The sequence below is a fragment of the Trichlorobacter sp. genome (assembly GCF_030247655.1).
Classification (GTDB): domain Bacteria; phylum Desulfobacterota; class Desulfuromonadia; order Geobacterales; family Pseudopelobacteraceae; genus Trichlorobacter.
Genome location: NZ_JAOTRZ010000047.1, coordinates 1 through 18,183, shown reverse-complemented (window position 1 = coordinate 18,183; position 18,183 = coordinate 1). Strand labels below are relative to the sequence as shown.

The 18,183-nt window shown below is 53.8% G+C and carries 13 protein-coding genes; 7 read left to right on the top strand and 6 right to left on the bottom strand.

Annotated elements, in window-relative coordinates; all coding sequences use genetic code 11:
• On the bottom strand, positions 1-2,054 hold a 2,054-nt coding region (locus OEL57_RS06355), incomplete at its 3' end, for an SMP-30/gluconolactonase/LRE family protein (RefSeq protein WP_300738665.1).
• Positions 2,055-2,248: 194 nt separating this feature from the next.
• Positions 2,249-4,537, bottom strand: a complete 2,289-nt coding sequence (locus OEL57_RS06350; protein ID WP_300738664.1) for a Tex family protein — start codon at positions 4,535-4,537, stop codon at positions 2,249-2,251.
• A gap of 109 nt (positions 4,538-4,646) precedes the next feature.
• Between OEL57_RS06350 and OEL57_RS06345 the strand changes: the two genes are divergently transcribed.
• Positions 4,647-4,925 carry a DUF3553 domain-containing protein gene (locus tag OEL57_RS06345; protein WP_300738663.1) on the top strand — a complete coding sequence of 93 codons (279 nt, stop codon included), beginning with the start codon at positions 4,647-4,649 and terminating at the stop codon, positions 4,923-4,925.
• Here OEL57_RS06345 and OEL57_RS06340 read toward each other — a convergent pair whose 3' ends face one another.
• Both OEL57_RS06340 and trpE read right to left on the bottom strand, forming a co-directional pair.
• Complete coding sequence (locus tag OEL57_RS06340; protein ID WP_300738662.1) at positions 4,926-5,204, bottom strand: peptidylprolyl isomerase; 279 nt, start codon at positions 5,202-5,204, stop codon at positions 4,926-4,928.
• A gap of 22 nt (positions 5,205-5,226) precedes the next feature.
• The gene (gene trpE, locus OEL57_RS06335; protein WP_300738661.1) at positions 5,227-6,705 is read right to left on the bottom strand and encodes an anthranilate synthase component I; all 1,479 of its coding nucleotides are present in this window, start codon (positions 6,703-6,705) and stop codon (positions 5,227-5,229) included.
• A 133-nt stretch (positions 6,706-6,838) separates the two neighbouring features.
• Between trpE and OEL57_RS06330 the strand changes: the two genes are divergently transcribed.
• Positions 6,839-7,777 (top strand): chemotaxis protein CheV, encoded by a 939-nt coding sequence (locus tag OEL57_RS06330; RefSeq protein WP_300738660.1) that lies wholly within the window; start codon positions 6,839-6,841, stop codon positions 7,775-7,777.
• A gap of 156 nt (positions 7,778-7,933) precedes the next feature.
• On the opposite strand, the gene OEL57_RS06325 is transcribed toward OEL57_RS06330, so the two are convergent.
• A complete protein-coding gene (locus OEL57_RS06325) occupies positions 7,934-11,299 on the bottom strand; it encodes an EAL domain-containing protein (protein WP_300738659.1) in 3,366 nt (1,121 codons plus the stop codon).
• Between the two features lie 339 nt (positions 11,300-11,638).
• Here OEL57_RS06325 and OEL57_RS06320 point away from each other — a divergent pair, with 339 nt between their 5' ends.
• The 3 genes from OEL57_RS06320 to OEL57_RS06310 all read left to right on the top strand — a co-directional run bounded on the left by OEL57_RS06320 (position 11,639) and on the right by OEL57_RS06310 (position 16,115).
• On the top strand, positions 11,639-15,088 hold the full coding sequence (locus tag OEL57_RS06320; RefSeq protein ID WP_300738658.1) for a pyruvate carboxylase: 3,450 nt from the start codon (positions 11,639-11,641) through the stop codon (positions 15,086-15,088).
• A gap of 138 nt (positions 15,089-15,226) precedes the next feature.
• Entirely contained in the window at positions 15,227-15,577 is a 351-nt protein-coding gene (locus OEL57_RS06315) for a hypothetical protein (protein WP_300738657.1), read from the top strand.
• Positions 15,567-16,115, top strand: coding sequence for a L,D-transpeptidase family protein (locus OEL57_RS06310; protein WP_300738666.1), 549 nt, complete (start codon positions 15,567-15,569; stop codon positions 16,113-16,115). The genes OEL57_RS06315 and OEL57_RS06310 overlap by 11 nt, the downstream gene beginning before the upstream one ends.
• An 8-nt stretch (positions 16,116-16,123) precedes the next feature.
• On the opposite strand, the gene OEL57_RS06305 is transcribed toward OEL57_RS06310, so the two are convergent.
• Complete coding sequence (locus OEL57_RS06305; protein ID WP_300738656.1) at positions 16,124-17,101, bottom strand: integron integrase; 978 nt, start codon at positions 17,099-17,101, stop codon at positions 16,124-16,126.
• A 71-nt stretch (positions 17,102-17,172) separates the two neighbouring features.
• Between OEL57_RS06305 and OEL57_RS16975 the strand changes: the two genes are divergently transcribed.
• Positions 17,173-17,418, top strand: a complete 246-nt coding sequence (locus OEL57_RS16975) for a DUF4160 domain-containing protein (protein WP_349255197.1) — start codon at positions 17,173-17,175, stop codon at positions 17,416-17,418.
• On the top strand, positions 17,378-17,647 hold the full coding sequence (locus OEL57_RS06300; RefSeq protein ID WP_300738654.1) for a DUF2442 domain-containing protein: 270 nt from the start codon (positions 17,378-17,380) through the stop codon (positions 17,645-17,647). The genes OEL57_RS16975 and OEL57_RS06300 overlap by 41 nt, the downstream gene beginning before the upstream one ends.
• The last annotated feature ends 536 nt before the right edge of the window (positions 17,648-18,183 follow it).

The window sequence follows — 18,183 nt, the reverse complement described above, 5'->3', positions numbered from 1 at the left end:
CTGTACGGCAAAGAGAAATGGCCATTACCGCTACCTAAAGTTCCCCTGGTTCCCACAAAGGTGCCAGAGTTGGTGAATTTCTGGATACGATAGTTGCCGCTATCAACAACATAAACATGATTACTGCTGTCTACTGCAACTCCACGAGGCGCAGAAAACTGGCCGTCACCGTTACCACTGCCCCCCCATGTTGAAATATGGTCGCCGCTGCTACTGAACTTCTGAATACGATGGTTATCATAATCAGCCACATACACACCAGTAGCATCAACCGCCACACCCCAGGGAGACTTGAACTGACCATTGTCGCTGCCCTGGCTGCCCCACTGCGTAACATATGCACCACTGCTGTTCAGTTTCTGTATCCGGTGGTTAGCAGTATCAGCCACAAAAATATTGCCTGCAGCATCAATGGCAACGCCTCTGGGGGCATTAAACTGTCCATTATCTGTACCAACACTTCCGAATGTTTCTACAAAAACACCGTTACTATTCATTTTCTGGATACGGTGGTTATAGGTATCAGCAACATACAGATTACCGCTACTGTCTCTGGCAACCCCACTGGGGGTTGCAAACTTCCCGGTATCATTGCTATACACCCCCCACAGAGTGGGAGAGGTACCCATGGTGCTCACCTTCTTAATACGTTGATTGTAGGTATCGGCAACGTAGAGGTAGCCGTTGTTATCCGCAGCAAGCCCCTTTGGATTATTATACTGGTCTGCTCCGCGTCCGGCGGTTCCCCATTTCCCTACATAGGTCCCACCGGGAAGAAAGACTTGGATGCGGTGATTACCGCTATCAGCAACATACACCGTGCTACCGGCAATCACGAGTTGCTCAGGGGATTGAAACTGGCCATTCCCGGTTCCAACGCTTCCCCATTGCAAAAGGTAAGACACCTCATTGCCGCTGGTGCTGAACTTCTGAATCCGGTGATTATCGGTATCAGCAACATACAGAGAGCCGTCGCTGGCTACACTGATGCCCCTGGGTCTAGCAAACTGCCCATTACCGTTACCATATCCACCGAATTTTCCCAGAAAGCCGCCATTGGCATTAAACTTCTGGATACGATGGTTGTCCCTATCGGTAACATAAACATCTCCACTCCCATCTATCGCTATTCCATGAGGAAATTTAAACTGACCGTCTCCGTCTCCATATGTTCCAAACATCAGCAGATGATTGCCGTTGGCATCAAATTTCCTGATACGGTGATTATTCGCATCGGCTACATAAACATGACCGTTGCTGTCAACCGCAATACCGCGGGGGTAATTGAGTTGAAAGTAAGTGCTGTCTTTGCCGTCCCATTGGGTAATATAATTACCGAGGTAATCAAATTTAAGGATCCGGTGTTTTTCGGTGTCGGCCACATAGAGGTTGTTATCCGCATCCAGGGCAACCTTCTCAGGATAGCGAAAATACCATGGCTGGAGCGACTGGGGCCAAACCCCGTCAAAGCGGTAGGCTAATAAACTGTCCACAGTGTAGCGATGAGTACGGATAGGCTCTACCGCATTCTGATTATCAGTGGAACGGAAACGCAGCACCTGACTGCCAGTCAGGGTAATCGGACCGCTGTAAAGAGTAGCAGGGGTACAATCAGCGCCAAAACAGTAATTGGTTCCGGTACAACCGGAAACGTCTGCACAACTGAGACTCACCTGTTGGCCTGACGGATAGGTTCCCATCCAGGGGGTAACATGCGTCACCGGCGGAATCCCTTCAAAGGTGGCGGTAACACTTTGAGCTGTATTCATGGTAACAACACAATTAGTGTTTTTGCCGCTACAGGCACCAGACCACCCCCCAAACACAGAACCGTTTGTTTTTTCGGCAGTCAGTACAACTGGCGTACCTGAGGCAAAGACCAGATTACAGGTACCGCTGCTGCAACTGCTGTTTTCCGCATCAGCGGCAAAAACCGTACCGCTACCGTTACCGGCAATGGTAATGGAAAGGGTCTCCGCAGCAACAGGAGAACCGGACCCAACAACTGCTGCAAGAACTAACATCACCCATACGGCCAGAAACCATTGCTTCATCACTATCCCTCCCACAAACAACTGCCACAGCAGCATTGATTAGACAGACACCTCAAAACACAAATTCCTATAGCAAAATTCCCGCATATTTTACAGCATTTTATTAGAAAACACACATCCAGCCCGTGCCGGACAAAACAAAAGGGGCCATTAAGCCCCCTTTATCCATTCTCTCATACCTTGTTGTTTTCGGCTCAGCGCCGCACCCTGAACCCGGCCTTTTCCATAGCACTCAGATCAAGGCCGCCTGATGTACTCTTTGGTTCCTGTTTTGGCTGGGCAGCTGGGGGTACTGGTTTACGAACCACTGCACCGCCAGCCTCGGCCTCTTTAATGGACAGGGCTATCCGCTTGCGCTGCGGGTCTGCAGACAGCACCTTCACCTTTACCACCTGCCCCGCCTGCACCGCATCATTGGGATCTTTGATAAAACGATTAGCCAGATGACTGACATGCACCAGACCATCCTGATGCACCCCGACATCCACAAAGGCGCCAAAGGCGGTCACGTTGGTCACCACCCCCTGCAGGATCATTCCCTCTTTAAGATCACTGATTTCACGGATATCATCCCGGAAGTCAGCGGTCTGGAACTGCTGACGCGGATCACGGCCTGGTTTTTTCAGCTCTTCCAGAATATCCCGCAGGGTTGGTAACCCCACCCCATCACTAACGTACTTCTTCAGGTCGATCTTTTCTGCCAGACTTGGCGTCTTGGTCAGTTCTTCAAGGGATACCCCCAGATCTTTGGCCATCTGCTCCACCAGCGGATAACGCTCCGGGTGGACTGCAGAGTTATCCAGGGGATGTTTTCCACCCCTGATCCGCAGGAATCCGGCAGCCTGCTCAAAGGCCTTGGCCCCGAAACGGGACACCTTCAGCAGACCTTTACGGGAACTGAACGGACCGTTTTCATCACGGTGACGGGCAATAGCCTTGCCCAGCGCAGGACCAACGCCGGCAACATAGGAGAGCAGCGCCCAGGAGGCGGTGTTCAGATCAACCCCCACGTAGTTGACGCCGGATTCCACCACCTCATCCAGCGATTTCTTCAGCATGGTCTGATTGACATCATGCTGGTACTGCCCTACGCCGATGCTCTTGGGATCAACCTTAACCAGTTCTGCCAGCGGGTCCTGCAGACGGCGGGCGATGGATATGGCCCCCCGCACGGTCAGATCAAGTTCCGGGAACTCCTCCCGGGCAATTTCAGAGGCAGAGTAAATACTGGCGCCGGCCTCGCTGACCATGACAATCGGAAGCGGTTTGCCTGCCTTAGTCAGGGTCTCTTTGGTGAACAGCTCCATCTCACGCCCGGCAGTGCCGTTACCGATGGCGATCATCTCAATCCCATGGGCCTCCACCAACCGCAGCAGGTCGGCCCTGGCCATATCCACCCGACCAGCGCCGGTATGGGGATAGATGGTGACATGCTCCAGAAACCGGCCGGTCTGATCCACAGCTGCCAGCTTGGAACCGGTGCGCAGTCCGGGGTCGATCCCCAGCACCCGCCTGCCCCCGGCAGGTGGCGCCAGCAGCAGGTTCTTCAGGTTTTTGGCAAAAATGGCAATGGCTGCCTCATCAGCCAGATCCTTGGCTTGCAGACGCAGTTCCACCTCAATGGAGGTGGCGATCAACCGTTTGTAGGCATCTTCAGCCACTGTCTCCAGCCAGGGGCTAAAGATGCTCTCACCCTTGATCAGGCGATGCTTGAGACCGGCCATAATCTCGGCCTGAGGCACCTGCAGACCAAGCCGCAGCACCTCTTCCTTTTCCCCCCGCCGCATGGCCAGCATCCGGTGGGAAGGGATCTCCTTCAACGGCTCCTGATAGTCGTAGTACATCTCAAACTTGGTGACCTGATCCTTCTTGTCCGACGCAACCTTGGTGACCATCACCCCCTGCTCCCAGGTCAGACGACGCACCATGGCCCGGCAGTCAGCATCATCAGCCAGCCGCTCAGCCAGAATATGACCGGCACCCTCCAGGGCCGCCTCAGGGGTAGGCACCTCTTTTTCAGGATCAACAAACGGGGCTGCCACTTCCAGGGCGCTGCCGCCGGTCAGCTCCTGGGCTGCCATCAGATCGGCCAACGGTTCCAATCCCCGTTCACGGGCAATGGTGGCCTTGGTACGACGTTTGGGCTTGTACGGCAGGTACAGGTCTTCCAGTTCGGTCTTCTGGCGGGTCGCCTCGATGCGGGCCTGCAGCTCCGGGGTCAGCTTGCCCTGCTCTTCAATTGAGGCCAGAATGGTCTGCCTGCGGGACTCCAGTTCCGTAAAGTAGGCCAGCCGCTCTTCAATGGTGCGGATCTGCACCTCATCCAGCTCGCCGGTCTGCTCCTTGCGGTAACGGGCAATGAACGGCACCGTGGCACCTTCCTGAAACAGGTTGATGGTATTGGTAACCTGGCCCTGCTTCAGACCGGTTTCTTCTATAATGATACGGATAATTGCTGCAAGCTGCTGTTGATTCAATGCCATTCTGGATAATCCCCGGTTCTTGGGTAGCAAGGAGTGACCTGCAAGGTAATAAACCTATCTATTCGTGCGATAACGGCGTACTGTTAAACAGTTAAGACAAGGAGAAGCCATGATTATCAAAACAGGAGCTGTCGTCATTCACCCCGGAGCAACAGCATGGGGCGTTGGCAAAATAACCGAAGTAGCTGCCCTGAAGGCAACCATTCAGTTCAGTGATGGTATTATCAGGAAGATCGCCTCTTCCCATTACGCCACCCTGCGGCCAGGTGATCCGGCCGATTTTGTTGCAGCAGCCGTGACTTCCCCAACCGAGAAGACACGTACTGCCGTTAAAAAACCAAAGCAGCCAAAGGCAGCAACGGTGTACTCGGACGGGACACCTCGCTGACTACCAGCGTTTGGTAACCTCAAGCAGGTGATACCCGAACTGGGTCTTGACCGGTCCTAGTACCTTGCCGATCTCGCCAGTAAAAACCACCTCATCAAACTCTTTCACCATCTGACCGGGACCAAAGGCCCCCAGATCACCACCCCGCATCCGGGAGGGGCAGGATGAATTGAGTTTGGCCACCTCGCCAAAATCAGCGCCGCCCTCTATCTCTGTCTTCAGCTTCAGGCATTCTTCTTCAGTTGCCACCAGGATGTGTCGTGCAGTTGCGGTTGCCATCTGTGTATCTCCTTTATCTGTTTTATTTCAGGCCTTGTTCAGCCAGTTCAATTGCCTTTCGCACCGCCATCGCCTTGTTAACAGTTTCCAGCCATTCAGTGGCCGGGTCAGAGTCAGCCACAATCCCGGCGCCAGCCTGCAGGTGTACCTTGCCATCCTTCACCACCAGGGTACGGATGGCAATGGCCAGATCCATATTGCCGGAAAAGGATACATACCCCACAGCCCCGCCATAGACCCCGCGCCGCACCGGTTCAAGTTCGTCTATAATCTCCATGGCCCGGATCTTGGGGGCGCCGGACAGGGTACCGGCCGGGAAGGTGGCCCGCACCAGATCAAAGGCATCCCGCCCTTCAGTCAGCTCTCCCCGGACGTTGGAAACAATATGCATGACATGGGAATAGCGTTCGATCACCATCAGCTCACTGACTTCAACCGTGCCGGTCCTGCAGACCCGGCCCAGATCATTGCGGCCCAGATCCACCAGCATGACATGCTCTGCCCGCTCCTTGGGATCAGCCATCAGCTCTTCCGCCATCAGTGCATCCTGCTCCGGCGTGGCACCTCGTGGACGGGTGCCGGCAATCGGGCGCAGCTCCACCCGGCTGCCTTCCTTACGCACCATCACCTCTGGCGAGGCGCCGGTTACCACGGTATCACCGCAGCGCAGGAAAAACATGTAAGGGGATGGATTCAGGGTACGCAGCACCCGGTAGATATCAAAGGGATCAACCGTTAAATCACCGGACATCCGCTGGGACAAGACCACCTGAATGATATCGCCGGACCGGACATACTCCTTGGCCTTTTCCACTGCAGCCTCATATTCGGCCTGGGTGGTAGTGGAGCAAAACCCTACTGCCCCCCTGGACGGTACGGTGGTGGTTCCGGCAGCCAGTGGTGTCCGCAAACGGGTCACCAGACCATCAATCCGGTTGATCGCCCCCTGATAGGCGTCTTCAAGGGAAATGGTGCCATCCAGATGGGCGGTTGCCACCACCTGAATCTTCTGCTTGACCGTATCAAAGATCAGCAGGGTATCGGTGATCATAAAGAACGAATCCCAGGCGCCGATGGTATCAGGCCGCTCCGTGGGTAGCTGCTCAAAATGGCGCACCATGTCATAGCCCAGATAGCCAACCGCCCCCCCCACAAAACGGGGCAGCCCCGGCACTTCCACCGGCTGATACTGCGCCAGCAGATCCCGCAGCAAGCGGGTTGGATCATCACTTTCATGGGCCTCAATTGTCTGACCACGCAGGATCTCAACCTTACTGCCCTTTGAACGGAGGATCACCGACGGATTGGCACCAAGAAACGAATAGCGTGCCCACTTTTCTCCCCCTTCAATACTCTCCAGCAAAAAGGAGTAGCAGCCATCATCTATCTTGCGGAAAGCGGTGACCGGCGTGTCCATATCGGCCATAATTTCACGATAGACCGGCACCAGATTGCCTTTTTGCGCCAGCTGACAAAATTCATTAAAATCAGGGAACACCATGGTATCTCCGAGGTTTGAAATGGGTGCTGGAAGCTAACACAGGGGGTATTTTGTGTCAACGGTGCACCATTCCCTTTTCATTGTAAAGAGTTGTGCTATACTGCCCTGACAAAATCCACGGCAGGAGTTCGCCATGAAACAGACCAACATCCTTCTTGAAAGCGACACCAACGAACTGGAGATCGTGGAGTTCCGCGTTGACGAACTGGACTCCCACGGCAATCTGGTCCCCTGCCATTACGGGGTTAACGTGGCCAAGGTACGGGAGATCATCCGCCTGCCCCAACTGACCAAGGCCCTGAATACGTCCGACTCTGTGGAAGGAATGATCAAACTGCGGGAAAAAGTGATCCCGGTTCTTAATCTTTCAAAAATTCTCAATAAATTCACTGGTGATCTTGCTGCCGACCGGGTGATCGTACTGGAGTTTAACAACGTCATGGTGGGGGTGCTGGTACACTCCGTCTCACGCATCTATCGCATCTCTTGGAAGAATGTTGAGGCCCCCTCCTCTGCTATCTACTCTGATCAGGTCACCGGCCTGGTCAAGATGGATGACCGGATTATCCTGGTACTGGATTTTGAGAAGATCGTGGCTGAGTTCTGCGCCTCCAGCGCTTTAAAACCTCTCTCTTCAGAACAACTGCTTGAGAGTGCTGGGGTTGACCGCAGCAGCAAAACCATTCTGGTTGCAGACGATTCCCCCTTTATTCGTCACACCATGTGCAGCGCCCTGCGTGGGGCCGGTTATAAGGTTGAAGAGGCGGTTAACGGCGCCGAAGCCTGGGAAAAAATCCAGAAAAGGATGCAGCAATGCGCTGCCGATGGCGTAACATTCCGTTCCGGGATGCAACTATTGATAACCGATGTGGAGATGCCCCAGATGGACGGTCTGCACCTGACCTCACTGGTCCGCAAAGAAGACAGCCTGAAAGACCTGCCGATCATAATCTTCTCGTCACTGGCCTCTGAAGACAATATCCGTAAATGGCATGACCTGGGTGCCCAGCAGATCCTGACCAAACCGGACCTGCCCAACCTGGTCAAGTATGCTGACCAGTACACACTTTAAATAGCAGCTAACCACAAACAGCAATGCCCGCTTCGGATTACCGGAGTGGGCATTGTACATCAAATCTGCAAAACGTGATTTCTCACGCGGAGCCACAGAGTTCGCGGAGAAAACAAAGTCTGCATAAAACAAAGCCCTCTGCAAAGAGTACAACCGCTACAGGCTCTGTTTCAGCAGGGTCATAAACTCATCAGCGGGCACCGGCTTACTGGTGAAGTAGCCCTGATACAGATCACACCCCAGCTCCTTGAGCAGATCAAGCTGTTCCTGCCGCTCTACCCCTTCAGCAATCACCTTGAACTCCATGCTTTTTGCCATGAAAATAATCGTACTGACCAGACGCATATCCTTGTCGCTGTGGGGAATATCATCCACAAACGACTTGTCGATCTTCAGCATATGCAAAGGAAAGTGTTTAAGATAGGCCAGCGAAGAATAGCCGGTGCCAAAATCATCCAGTGCCAGACGGACCCCAAGCTTACGCAGTCCATGCAACAGCTCAATGGTCTGGTTACCCGGCTGCATCAGGGCAGATTCTGTCACCTCAAGCTCCAGCTGCTCTGCCGGGAACCCGGTCTCGTGCAGTATGTCAGCCACTACCTGACAGATATCCGCCTGATGAAACTGATGTGCAGACAGGTTAACCGACAGTGACAATGGTGGCAGACCTGCATCAAGCCATGCCCTGCCCTGTTTGCAGGTCTGGCGCAGAATCCATCCCCCCATCGGCACAATGCAGCCGATCTCTTCTGCCAGAGGGATAAAGCGGGTTGGCGCAACTGATCCCAGATCAGGACTTTCCCAGCGCATCAGCGCCTCTGCCCCGATAATGTTCCCCGTGGCCAGTTCCACCTGTGGCTGATACACGACCCGCAGTTCATCCAGCTCAACCGCCCGACGCAGACGATTACCCAGCTGGATCCGCTCCGTGGCCTGGGCAGTCAACTCTTCACTAAACAGGGCAAAACCGGCCCGGCCTTTCTGCTTTGCCTTGAACAACGCAGAATCTGCTGCCTGTAACAGATCCATGGCGGTCCGGGCATGGTCAGGAAAGAGTGCAATACCGATACTGACGCCGATCCTCAGCTCAAGCCCGTTTTCAAGGCTAAACGGTGCCTGCAGATGAAGCAAAAGGTCTTCCACCGCCAGGACAACCGTGGACAGCTCTTTCACCCCCTCCAACAGGATGATAAATTCATCTCCCCCCAACCGGGCCACCGTATCAGTCGCCCGCATCCGCTGCTGCAGACGCTGGGCAACCAGACATAACAGGGCATCACCGGTCAGATGGCCAAAGCTGTCATTGATATCCTTGAAGTGATCAAGATCAAGACAGAGCAGTGCTAAAGACGTATTAGCCCGCTTGGCGCGCGCCAGGGCCTGCGTCAGGTGGGAACAGGCCATCTGCCGGTTGGGAAGATCGGTCAACGGATCATACCAGGAGAGATATTCAAGCTGCTGTTCCGATGCGTCCGTTTCAAGGGCATAGGCCAGATCGCCCACCAACTCATCCATCAGATTCCGTTCATCATGGTCAAAGAAGTTGTTTTCAGCAGCATAGACCACCAGCAGGGCTGCATCTGCCCGGTCTGGCGTGATCTGATAGGTTGCCTGTGATCCAAACGGCTTGATGCGGTACAAACTGGCACAACAGGAACAAAGCAACTGCGGTGCATTTTCCGGAGTAATGGTTGACATGATCAGGCTGCCATCACCTCCCCTGGCAACCGCTTGCAGATGCTCGCTGCCACGGAACTCCTGTAACATCTCCAACGCTATACCGGCTGATGCGACCGGAGCATAGCCTCCTGCACCATCCGCCACCCCTATCCAGGCCATCACAAAGTTGTCATCAGACACCAGGGTTGCGCAGACAAACTGGAACAGCTCCAACGGCGTTGGCTTATGTACAATCTTCTGGTTAATGGCAGACAAAATCCGGTACAGGCGGGCCAGACGCCGGGTTTCATGTTCAAGCTGCTTTTCACGGGTAATCACCCGGCCACAGCCCACCGTCCCCAGCAAGACGCCACTTTGGTCAAAAAACGGTGCCTTATAAACATCCATATACAAAAAATCGCCCTGTACATTGCCATATTCTTCAAACCGTTGCGCTGTAAGCTCCTTCAGCACAAAGTCATCAGAGTCGCCACAAAGCTCTCCAAAGCTATACCAATCCTTCTGATCAGGCCGTTCAGCCCGAATTCGACTGGCATATTCATCATGTTTTTTTCCGATCGGTTCAGACGTATCATCGGTCAACAACAACAGTCGGGCATTGGCCAGGTTGGTAAACAGATAGTTCCCGGCCAGATCCTTGGCCCAGATCAGGTCCGGCACGTTATCGGTAATCAGCCGTAACAGCTGTGCAGTTCTGCGCTGCTCAGTTGACGCAATGACCAGCTCAGCCATCTGATCCTGAATAGTTGCCTGCTGCTGATCAAGCTCCGCCACCATCCGGTTCAGGCTGGAGGCCAGAATTTCCAGCTCCGGGCCTCCCTGGGGCTGCACATAGCGGGCAGGCCCAGAAAGCTGCGGCAAACGCTGCAAGTGATCAGCAAAATCAGCCAGCGGTGCGGTCAAACGCTGTGTCAGCCACCAGCTGATACCAGCTCCGATCCCCCCCAGCCCGACAATCAGCGACACCAGCAGCAGACCGGCGTTATACAACGGTGCAGCAGCCTCCTGCTCAGGAAATGTTGCAGCCAGCACCCAGGGTGCCTGGGTTAAAGGTCTGAAGCTGGCTATCTGCTTTACCCCCCGTGAATTTAGCGTGGTACCTGACCCGCTCCACCCCTTAATTGCCCGATCAAAGAGATGGTTTACCCCCGGCAGTACGGTTCGCCCCAGTATCCTGCTGGAATCAGGATGCACCAGCATGGTGCGGTCTTTGCTGTAGAGATACAGATAGCCACTGCTGCCTACCCGGCGTTGGGCCAGAGAACCAAGGAAATTAGACTGATCAAGCCTGACACCACCGGAAAGAAACCCGATGGTGGCACCGGACGCATTTTTTATCGGTGCCAGAAGCTGAACAACTGCATGGTGGGGCGGTTTGGTAGAACGAAATGGAAGGCTGATAATCGGCCTATCGGCACTAAACACCTGTTTAAAAAAGGGATACTCGGCAAATTCCCGGATGGTGCGGTCTGGATCATAAGGAGTTTCAGCCATCAGCCGCCCTGTTCGGGTAAACAAGGCCAGGCCGTTATCAAAGATACTCTGGATACCGGTGCGGTTATCCAGAAAACGTTGGGCAGCAACAGGATCAGTTAACGTGTTTTGAGGTGTAACCTGAGCCACCCCTGCCAGGGCATCAAGCGAGGCATGCAACTGATCGTCAATCCCCTGAGCAAGACCTTCCAGCAAGGTTTCCTGCTGGCGGGACAGGGTGCCGGTATACTGCCGATACAACACAACCAGTACACCGGAAACAATGCCGGTTACCAGCAACAGACCGGTCACAACCATCACCAGCGCAAGTCGTCTTTTAAGGCTCAGTCGATTCCAGAACCGGCTCACTCAAAACCCCTTCAAATTTGTGTCACTGCCTGTTGCCTGTGCCAGGGAATACAAACCTTCACCACACCGAAATAGAGTTGGATACATTAACACAACCAGAAAAAATCACCTATCTCTTAATGAAGCTTTCAGACAGCCATCTGCATATCCACCCCTGGATCATTTAGTTCTCCTGACAACAACTGGCATCCGACAGTTTTTCCTGTTGACATCCCCCCCTGTTTCTGGTTAAGTGCCGCCACCGTAAACGGCATAACTATTCAAAATAACTAAATTTTTTAAGTGTTACTAAAAATCATTGAACGAACCTTTACTACCATCAAAAACAGGAGAAACGGCATGAAGAAGATCAACAAATTCCGCAAAGTTATGGCTGCCAACCGTGGCGAGATTGCCATCCGAATCTTCCGGGCCTGTACCGAACTGGGGATCAGCACGGTGGCGCTTTACTCGGAAGAGGACAAGCTTTCCCTGCACCGTTACAAGGCAGACGAGGCCTACCTGATCGGTAAAGGCAAGGCACCGATTGACGCCTATCTGGGGATTGACGAGATCATCGCCCTGGCCCTGAAGGCCGATGTGGATGCGATCCACCCCGGCTACGGTTTTCTGGCTGAAAATGCCGAATTTGCCGAAAAGTGTGAAGCAGCCGGTATCTCTTTCATCGGACCCACCGCAGAAATGCAGCGTGCCCTGGGCGACAAGGTTGCCGGTCGCAAGGCTGCCATGGCCGCCGGCGTACCGGTGGTGCCCGGTACCGAAGATCCGATCGAGAAGGAAGAAGAAGCGCTGAAGTTTGCCAAAGAATCCGGCTATCCGATCATCATCAAGGCTGCTGCCGGTGGTGGTGGCCGTGGTATGCGGGTGGCCCGCAACAAGAAAGAGTTGCTGGAAGGCCTGGTTGCTGCAGCCAGCGAAGCCAAGGCCGCCTTTGGCAACGCCACCGTATTCCTGGAGCGCTACATTGAGAACCCCAAGCATATTGAAGTACAGGTACTGGGAGACAACTACGGCAACCTGGTACACCTGTTTGAGCGGGATTGTTCCATCCAGCGCCGCCACCAGAAGGTGGTTGAATTTGCCCCGGCACTCTGCCTGACCCAGCAGCAGCGGGAAGAGATCTGCACCGCCGCATTGAAGATCGCCGGTCAGGTCAAGTACCGCAACGCCGGTACGGTTGAATTCCTGGTGGACCAGGAAGGCAGCTTCTACTTCATTGAGATGAACCCCCGTATTCAGGTGGAGCACACCGTCACCGAGATGATCACCGGTCGCAACCTGGTGCAGAACCAGCTGCTGGTTGCCCAGGGCTACAAACTGTCTGACCCGGAGATCAACATCCCGTCCCAATCTGCGGTTGATATGCGGGGCTACGCCATCCAGTGCCGGATCACCACCGAAGATCCAGGCAACAACTTTGCCCCTGACTTCGGCACTTTGACCACCTACCGCTCCGCCGCCGGTGCCGGTATCCGTCTGGATGCAGGCAACGCCTTTACCGGCGCCCAGATCACCCCCCACTATGATTCGCTGCTGGTCAAGGTCAGCTCATGGGGCCTCAACTTCAAGGATGCCGCTTCTATTATGAACCGTGCCCTGCAGGAGTTCCGGGTCCGCGGGGTCAAGACCAACATCGGCTTCCTGGAAAACGTGATCACCCACTCCGTCTTCCTGGGTGGTAAATGTGACACCTCGTTTATTGAAAAACACCCTGAACTGCTGCAGTTCCGTGAAAAGAAAGACCGGGCCAGCAAGGTACTCTCCTTCCTGGGTGATGTGGTGGTTAACGGCTCGCCCGGCATTGTCAAGCCGCTTAAATCAGCTGAGCTGATCGAAGCCCGCGTACCTGAAATTGACTACACCCAGCCCCGCCCTGCCGGGTCAAAAGATCTGTTCATGCGGCTGGGTGCTGAAGGCCTCTCCAAATGGATCCTGGAGCAGAAAAAACTGCTGATCACCGACACCACCATGCGGGATGCCCACCAGTCCAACCTGGCTACCCGGGTCCGCTCGTACGACATTCTCAAGATTGCTGAACCGACCTCCTACCTGGGTGCTGATCTATTCTCGCTGGAATGTTGGGGCGGAGCCACCTTTGACGTCTCCATGCGCTTCCTGCGTGAAGATCCCTGGCAGCGGCTGCACAAACTGTCCGAGGCGGTGCCCAACATCCTGTTCCAGATGCTGCTGCGCGGTTCCAATGCCGTGGGCTACACCAACTACCCGGACAACGTGGTACAGAAGTTTGTGGAAGAGGCCGCCAACTCCGGTGTGGATATCTTCCGGGTCTTTGACTCCCTGAACTGGACCACCGGCATGCAGGTTGCCATGGAGGCGGTCCGCAAATCCGGCAAGATCTGTGAAGCTGCCATCTGCTACACCGGCGACATCACCGATCCCAAGCGGGACAAGTATCCCCTGGAATACTACGTCAACATGGCCAAAGAGCTGGAGAAGATGGGTGCCCACATCCTGGCCATCAAAGACATGGCCGGCCTGTTGAAGCCGCTGGCCGCCTACAAACTGGTCAAGGCGCTGAAAGAAAACATCGGCATTCCGGTCCATTTGCACACCCACGACACCTCCTCCAACGGCTCCGCCATGCTGCTCAAGGCCAGCGAAGCCGGGGTGGATATCGTGGATGCCGCCCTCTCCTCACTGTCCGGCCTGACCGCCCAGCCTAACCTGAACGCCCTGGTCTCCACCCTGGAAGGCAGCGAGCGCGATCCGCAGGTCAACGCAGCCGGTCTGCAGAAGCTGGCCAACTACTGGGAGACCGTGCGTGATTACTACGCACCGTTTGAATCCGGTCTCAAGTCCGGCACTGCCGAGGTCTATCACCATGAAATCCCCGGTGGTCAGTACTCCAACTACAAACCGCAGGTGGCTGGCCTGGGCCTGATTGAGCGTTGGGATGAATGCAAGGAGATGTACCACAAGGTAAACATGATGTTCGGCGACATTGTCAAGGTCACCCCTTCATCCAAGGTGGTTGGTGACATGGCCATGTTCCTGGTCAAGAACAACCTGCAGCCGGAAGATGTCTACACCACCACTGAAGACCTGGCCTTCCCGGAATCCGTGGTCGGTATGTTCAAAGGGATGCTGGGCCAACCGTACCAGGGCTGGCCGGAAGAACTGCAGAAGGTCATCCTCAAGGGCCAGCAACCGATCACCTGCCGTCCCGGTGAACTGCTTGAACCGGCTGACTTTGACGAAGAGCGCCTGATCCTGGAGGAAAAACTGGGACATCGTGTGGATGACAAGGCGCTGATCTCAGCCATCCTCTACCCCAATGTCTACCCCGAGTTTGACCGTTTCCGTCAGGAATACTCCGACATCTCGGTTATCCCCACCCCGATCTTCTTCTACGGGCTGGAGCCGGGCCAGGAAACATCCATCGAAATTGAACCGGGCAAGACCCTGATCATTAAACTGAACGCCATTGGCAAACTGCATGACGATGGCACCCGCGCGGTCTACTTTGAGCTGAACGGCAACAACCGTTCCGTCATGGTGCGGGATCAGTCAATCAAGAACAGCGACGCCATGCGTGAAAAGGCAGACAAAGGCAATGCCAACCATGTTGGTGCGCCGATGCCGGGCAAGGTCCTGAAGGTTAACGTCAAGGCCGGTGATGAAGTTAAAGCCGGTGATGTCCTGATGGTAACCGAAGCGATGAAGATGGAGACCAACATCAAGGCCAAGGCCGATGGAAAAGTGGCTGAGGTGAAGTTTAAAGAAGGCGATACGGTAGAGAAAGAAGACCTGGTGTTTGTGATGGGTTAATCCCCCTTAAAACCATACGACACACACAACGCCCCGTTTCGGATTACCGAGACGGGGCATTTGTCTGCCTGCTCCTTACAGCCACCTGATAATCTGCTACAGTATCCAGACAAATCACCATCGTTAGGAAGACAGCCAATGTCCAAACTACTCCGCATCACGGCAACCATCCTGCTGCTGGCCCAGACAACGTGGGCTGCCGATAGAGTCATCAGCTGCAAAATAACAACCGGCAAGACCCTGGCTTACAACGGCCCCTGTCTGTTCATGCCGGAAGCTGGCGGTTCATTTTCCTTATCCAACATCAAGCGGCAAGGCCCGTTATTTGATGATATCGGCGTGTTATCGGTCTCTATTGTTGCCAAAGGTAAGGCAGAAGTGCGCGGTCTGACCAGTGCCGGCAACAACTCCCGCTGGGGTGAGGCCAAACGTTCATCCAAAGACAAGGCTTGCTGGCAAGGAAGCGATTTTGAAATCTGTGCGCGTTAATGCTGCCTGCACACTAAAATACGGATCTATCTGCTGCCTGCTGCTACTTCTTATGGGATGTAACCGCGCCCCGCTGCCGGCACCGCAGCAGCCCCGCCCACAACAGCAAATCGCCACAGCAGACCGGATTGTTGTAGAAAAAAGCAACCATCAACTACATCTGCAATCCCGTGGACGAACCTTCCGCAGCTACCGGATAGCACTGGGACCGCACCCCCAAGGACACAAGCAGCGTGAAGGCGATGGCAGAACACCGGAAGGAATCTACCGGATTGACTACCGCAACCCCCACAGTGCCTACCATCGCTCCCTGCACATCTCCTACCCCTCTGCCACTGACCGGCAACAGGCTGCTGCTATCGGCGTCAAACCAGGCAGTGATATCATGATCCACGGACTCGGCAGTCAATTTGCTTCCATTGGCAAACTGCATATCACAACAGACTGGACCCTGGGTTGCATTGCCGTAACCAACGATGAAATTGAAGAAATCTGGAAACTGGTACCCAACGGCACCATCATTGAAATCAAACCCTGAGTTCCCCTTTACACCAGCCGATCCAGCGGCGATGTCACTCCCAACCCGCCCTTATTCAGCACATGGGTATAGATCATCGTGGTCTGCACATCCTTATGCCCCAGCAACTCCTGCACCGTGCGGATATCATACCCGGCCTGCAACAGATGGGTTGCAAAGGAATGGCGCAGGGTGTGGGGGGTTACATTCTTGGTCAACCCCGCATCAATCGCCGCCTGCTTGATCGTCCGCTGCAACGCCTTTTCATCCAGATGATGCCGCCGGGTCACGCCGGAACGGGGATCAACCGACAACCGCCCGGAAGGGAACACATACTGCCAGATCCAATCACGCCCGGCATTGGGATACTTGCGGGCCACGCTCTCAGACAGCCAGACCTCACCATGCCCTTTTAACAGATCCTGCTCATGCACCTTCTTCACCTGCTTCAAATGCTCCTGCAGCGGTTCAATCAACGACTTGGGCAGCATCGTCACCCGATCCTTAGCCCCCTTCCCTTCACGGATAAACAGCTCTGCCCGACCAAAATCAAGATCCTGCACTCGCAGCCGCAACCCCTCCAGCAGACGCATCCCGGTGCCGTACATCAGGCGGGCCAGCACCCCGTACCCCAGCGGCACATGGGCCAAAAGCATCTGCACCTCCTTCTCTGTCAGCACCACCGGCAGACGCTTCGGCTTCTTGGCCTGCTGCACCTCACCCAACCAGGGCAACCTGATATTAAGCACCTCTTTGTACAAAAACTGCAGGGCTGCCTTGGCCTGATTCTGGGTAGATGCCGCCACATTCCGCTCTGTTGCCAGATAGGTTAAAAATTCTTCAACTTCTTTCTTGCCCATCTCTTGCGGATGTCTTTTCTTGTGGTACAGTATGTAACGTTTTGCCCAATCAAGGTACACATCCTCGGTCCGACGGCTGTAATGCTTTAGGCGGATGCGATCACGCAGTTGATCAAGCAACTTAGGTTTTGTGGATTGTGGCTCCATGGCAACCTCCGGGTAAAAAATCAGATTTATTGAACAACAACTTAACTTCAGGCACAGCAAGCGCTTAAGGGATGCAGATGAGTCCAACTGTTTTTAGAGAAGCTGGCTACAGGTTCTACTTTTTTTCCCGTGAAGAACCGAGAATGCACGTACATGTTCAGTCAAACAGCGGCGAGGCAAAGTTCTGGCTTGAGCCTGACATCAAAATAGCGCAAAATCATGGCCTTAGCATGAAAGAACTGAACGAGGCATACAACCTCATTGAGCAGCACACCAATGAAATCCGCGCTGCCTGGCAACAACACTTTGGCTGTTGAAGTCACCAACATATCACGTCACGGCATCTGGATTTTTGTACACGACCAGGAAACGTTTCTTTCATTTCAAAACTTTCCATGGTTTCAAGATGCCCCGGTAAAGAAAATCCTGCATGTAGAAATGCCTTCAGAGCGTCACCTCTACTGGCCGGAACTTGATGTAGATCTCACCATAGACAGCATCTTGCATCCAGAGAATTACCCACTGATCAGCAAATGCGAAGGCTAAAAAGTGGTAAATGAACTGAGATAACATCCACCCGGCAGCGCCGCTGATTGACGTTTTTTGCTGATCATTTATGACGTTTTTATTTTTTGTTAGTTTAATGTTAACAGGTAAATAAAAGATTTCAAGCAACACATTTCGACAAAAATTCGTTTTTTACAAAAAAATTAGGGTGTCTAATAAACGTTAGATTACTCTGCGTTCTTATCCAGTTCTTCAAGCTCTATAATCCTGAGTAAAGCATCGTGTTTGCTCCGGTGGATTGAATCATGGAAACCTTCTTTTACAACGTGATAGCAGCGAGTCTCTTTATCGTATTCTTCATACCAACGGGGAGGCTTTCTAGTTTTCATCGTTTTCCCTTTCGTAATCTAACGGCTCAATCAAGCGCGAGTTACTTACTCCCCGCTTAATTTTGAGCTTTTACTTTCATGGTAGTTTGTTCGGTTTCAACTTTCATGTGTCGTAACCGCCTTATCTCGTTCTCGTTAGGCATCGGGAGACGCCACATGGAATTCCGCTGGGTCATAGCGCAAAGA

Coding starts and splice junctions, on each gene's coding strand:
- OEL57_RS06300 (WP_300738654.1), top strand. CDS start 17,378: ATGAAATCCGCGCTGCCTGGCAACAACACTTTGGCTGTTGAAGTCACC.
- OEL57_RS06330 (WP_300738660.1), top strand. CDS start 6,839: ATGAAACAGACCAACATCCTTCTTGAAAGCGACACCAACGAACTGGAG.
- OEL57_RS06345 (WP_300738663.1), top strand. CDS start 4,647: ATGATTATCAAAACAGGAGCTGTCGTCATTCACCCCGGAGCAACAGCA.
- trpE (WP_300738661.1), bottom strand. CDS start 6,705: ATGGTGTTCCCTGATTTTAATGAATTTTGTCAGCTGGCGCAAAAAGGC.
- OEL57_RS16975 (WP_349255197.1), top strand. CDS start 17,173: ATGCAGATGAGTCCAACTGTTTTTAGAGAAGCTGGCTACAGGTTCTAC.
- OEL57_RS06315 (WP_300738657.1), top strand. CDS start 15,227: ATGTCCAAACTACTCCGCATCACGGCAACCATCCTGCTGCTGGCCCAG.
- OEL57_RS06350 (WP_300738664.1), bottom strand. CDS start 4,537: ATGGCATTGAATCAACAGCAGCTTGCAGCAATTATCCGTATCATTATA.
- OEL57_RS06340 (WP_300738662.1), bottom strand. CDS start 5,204: ATGGCAACCGCAACTGCACGACACATCCTGGTGGCAACTGAAGAAGAA.
- OEL57_RS06320 (WP_300738658.1), top strand. CDS start 11,639: ATGAAGAAGATCAACAAATTCCGCAAAGTTATGGCTGCCAACCGTGGC.
- OEL57_RS06305 (WP_300738656.1), bottom strand. CDS start 17,101: ATGGAGCCACAATCCACAAAACCTAAGTTGCTTGATCAACTGCGTGAT.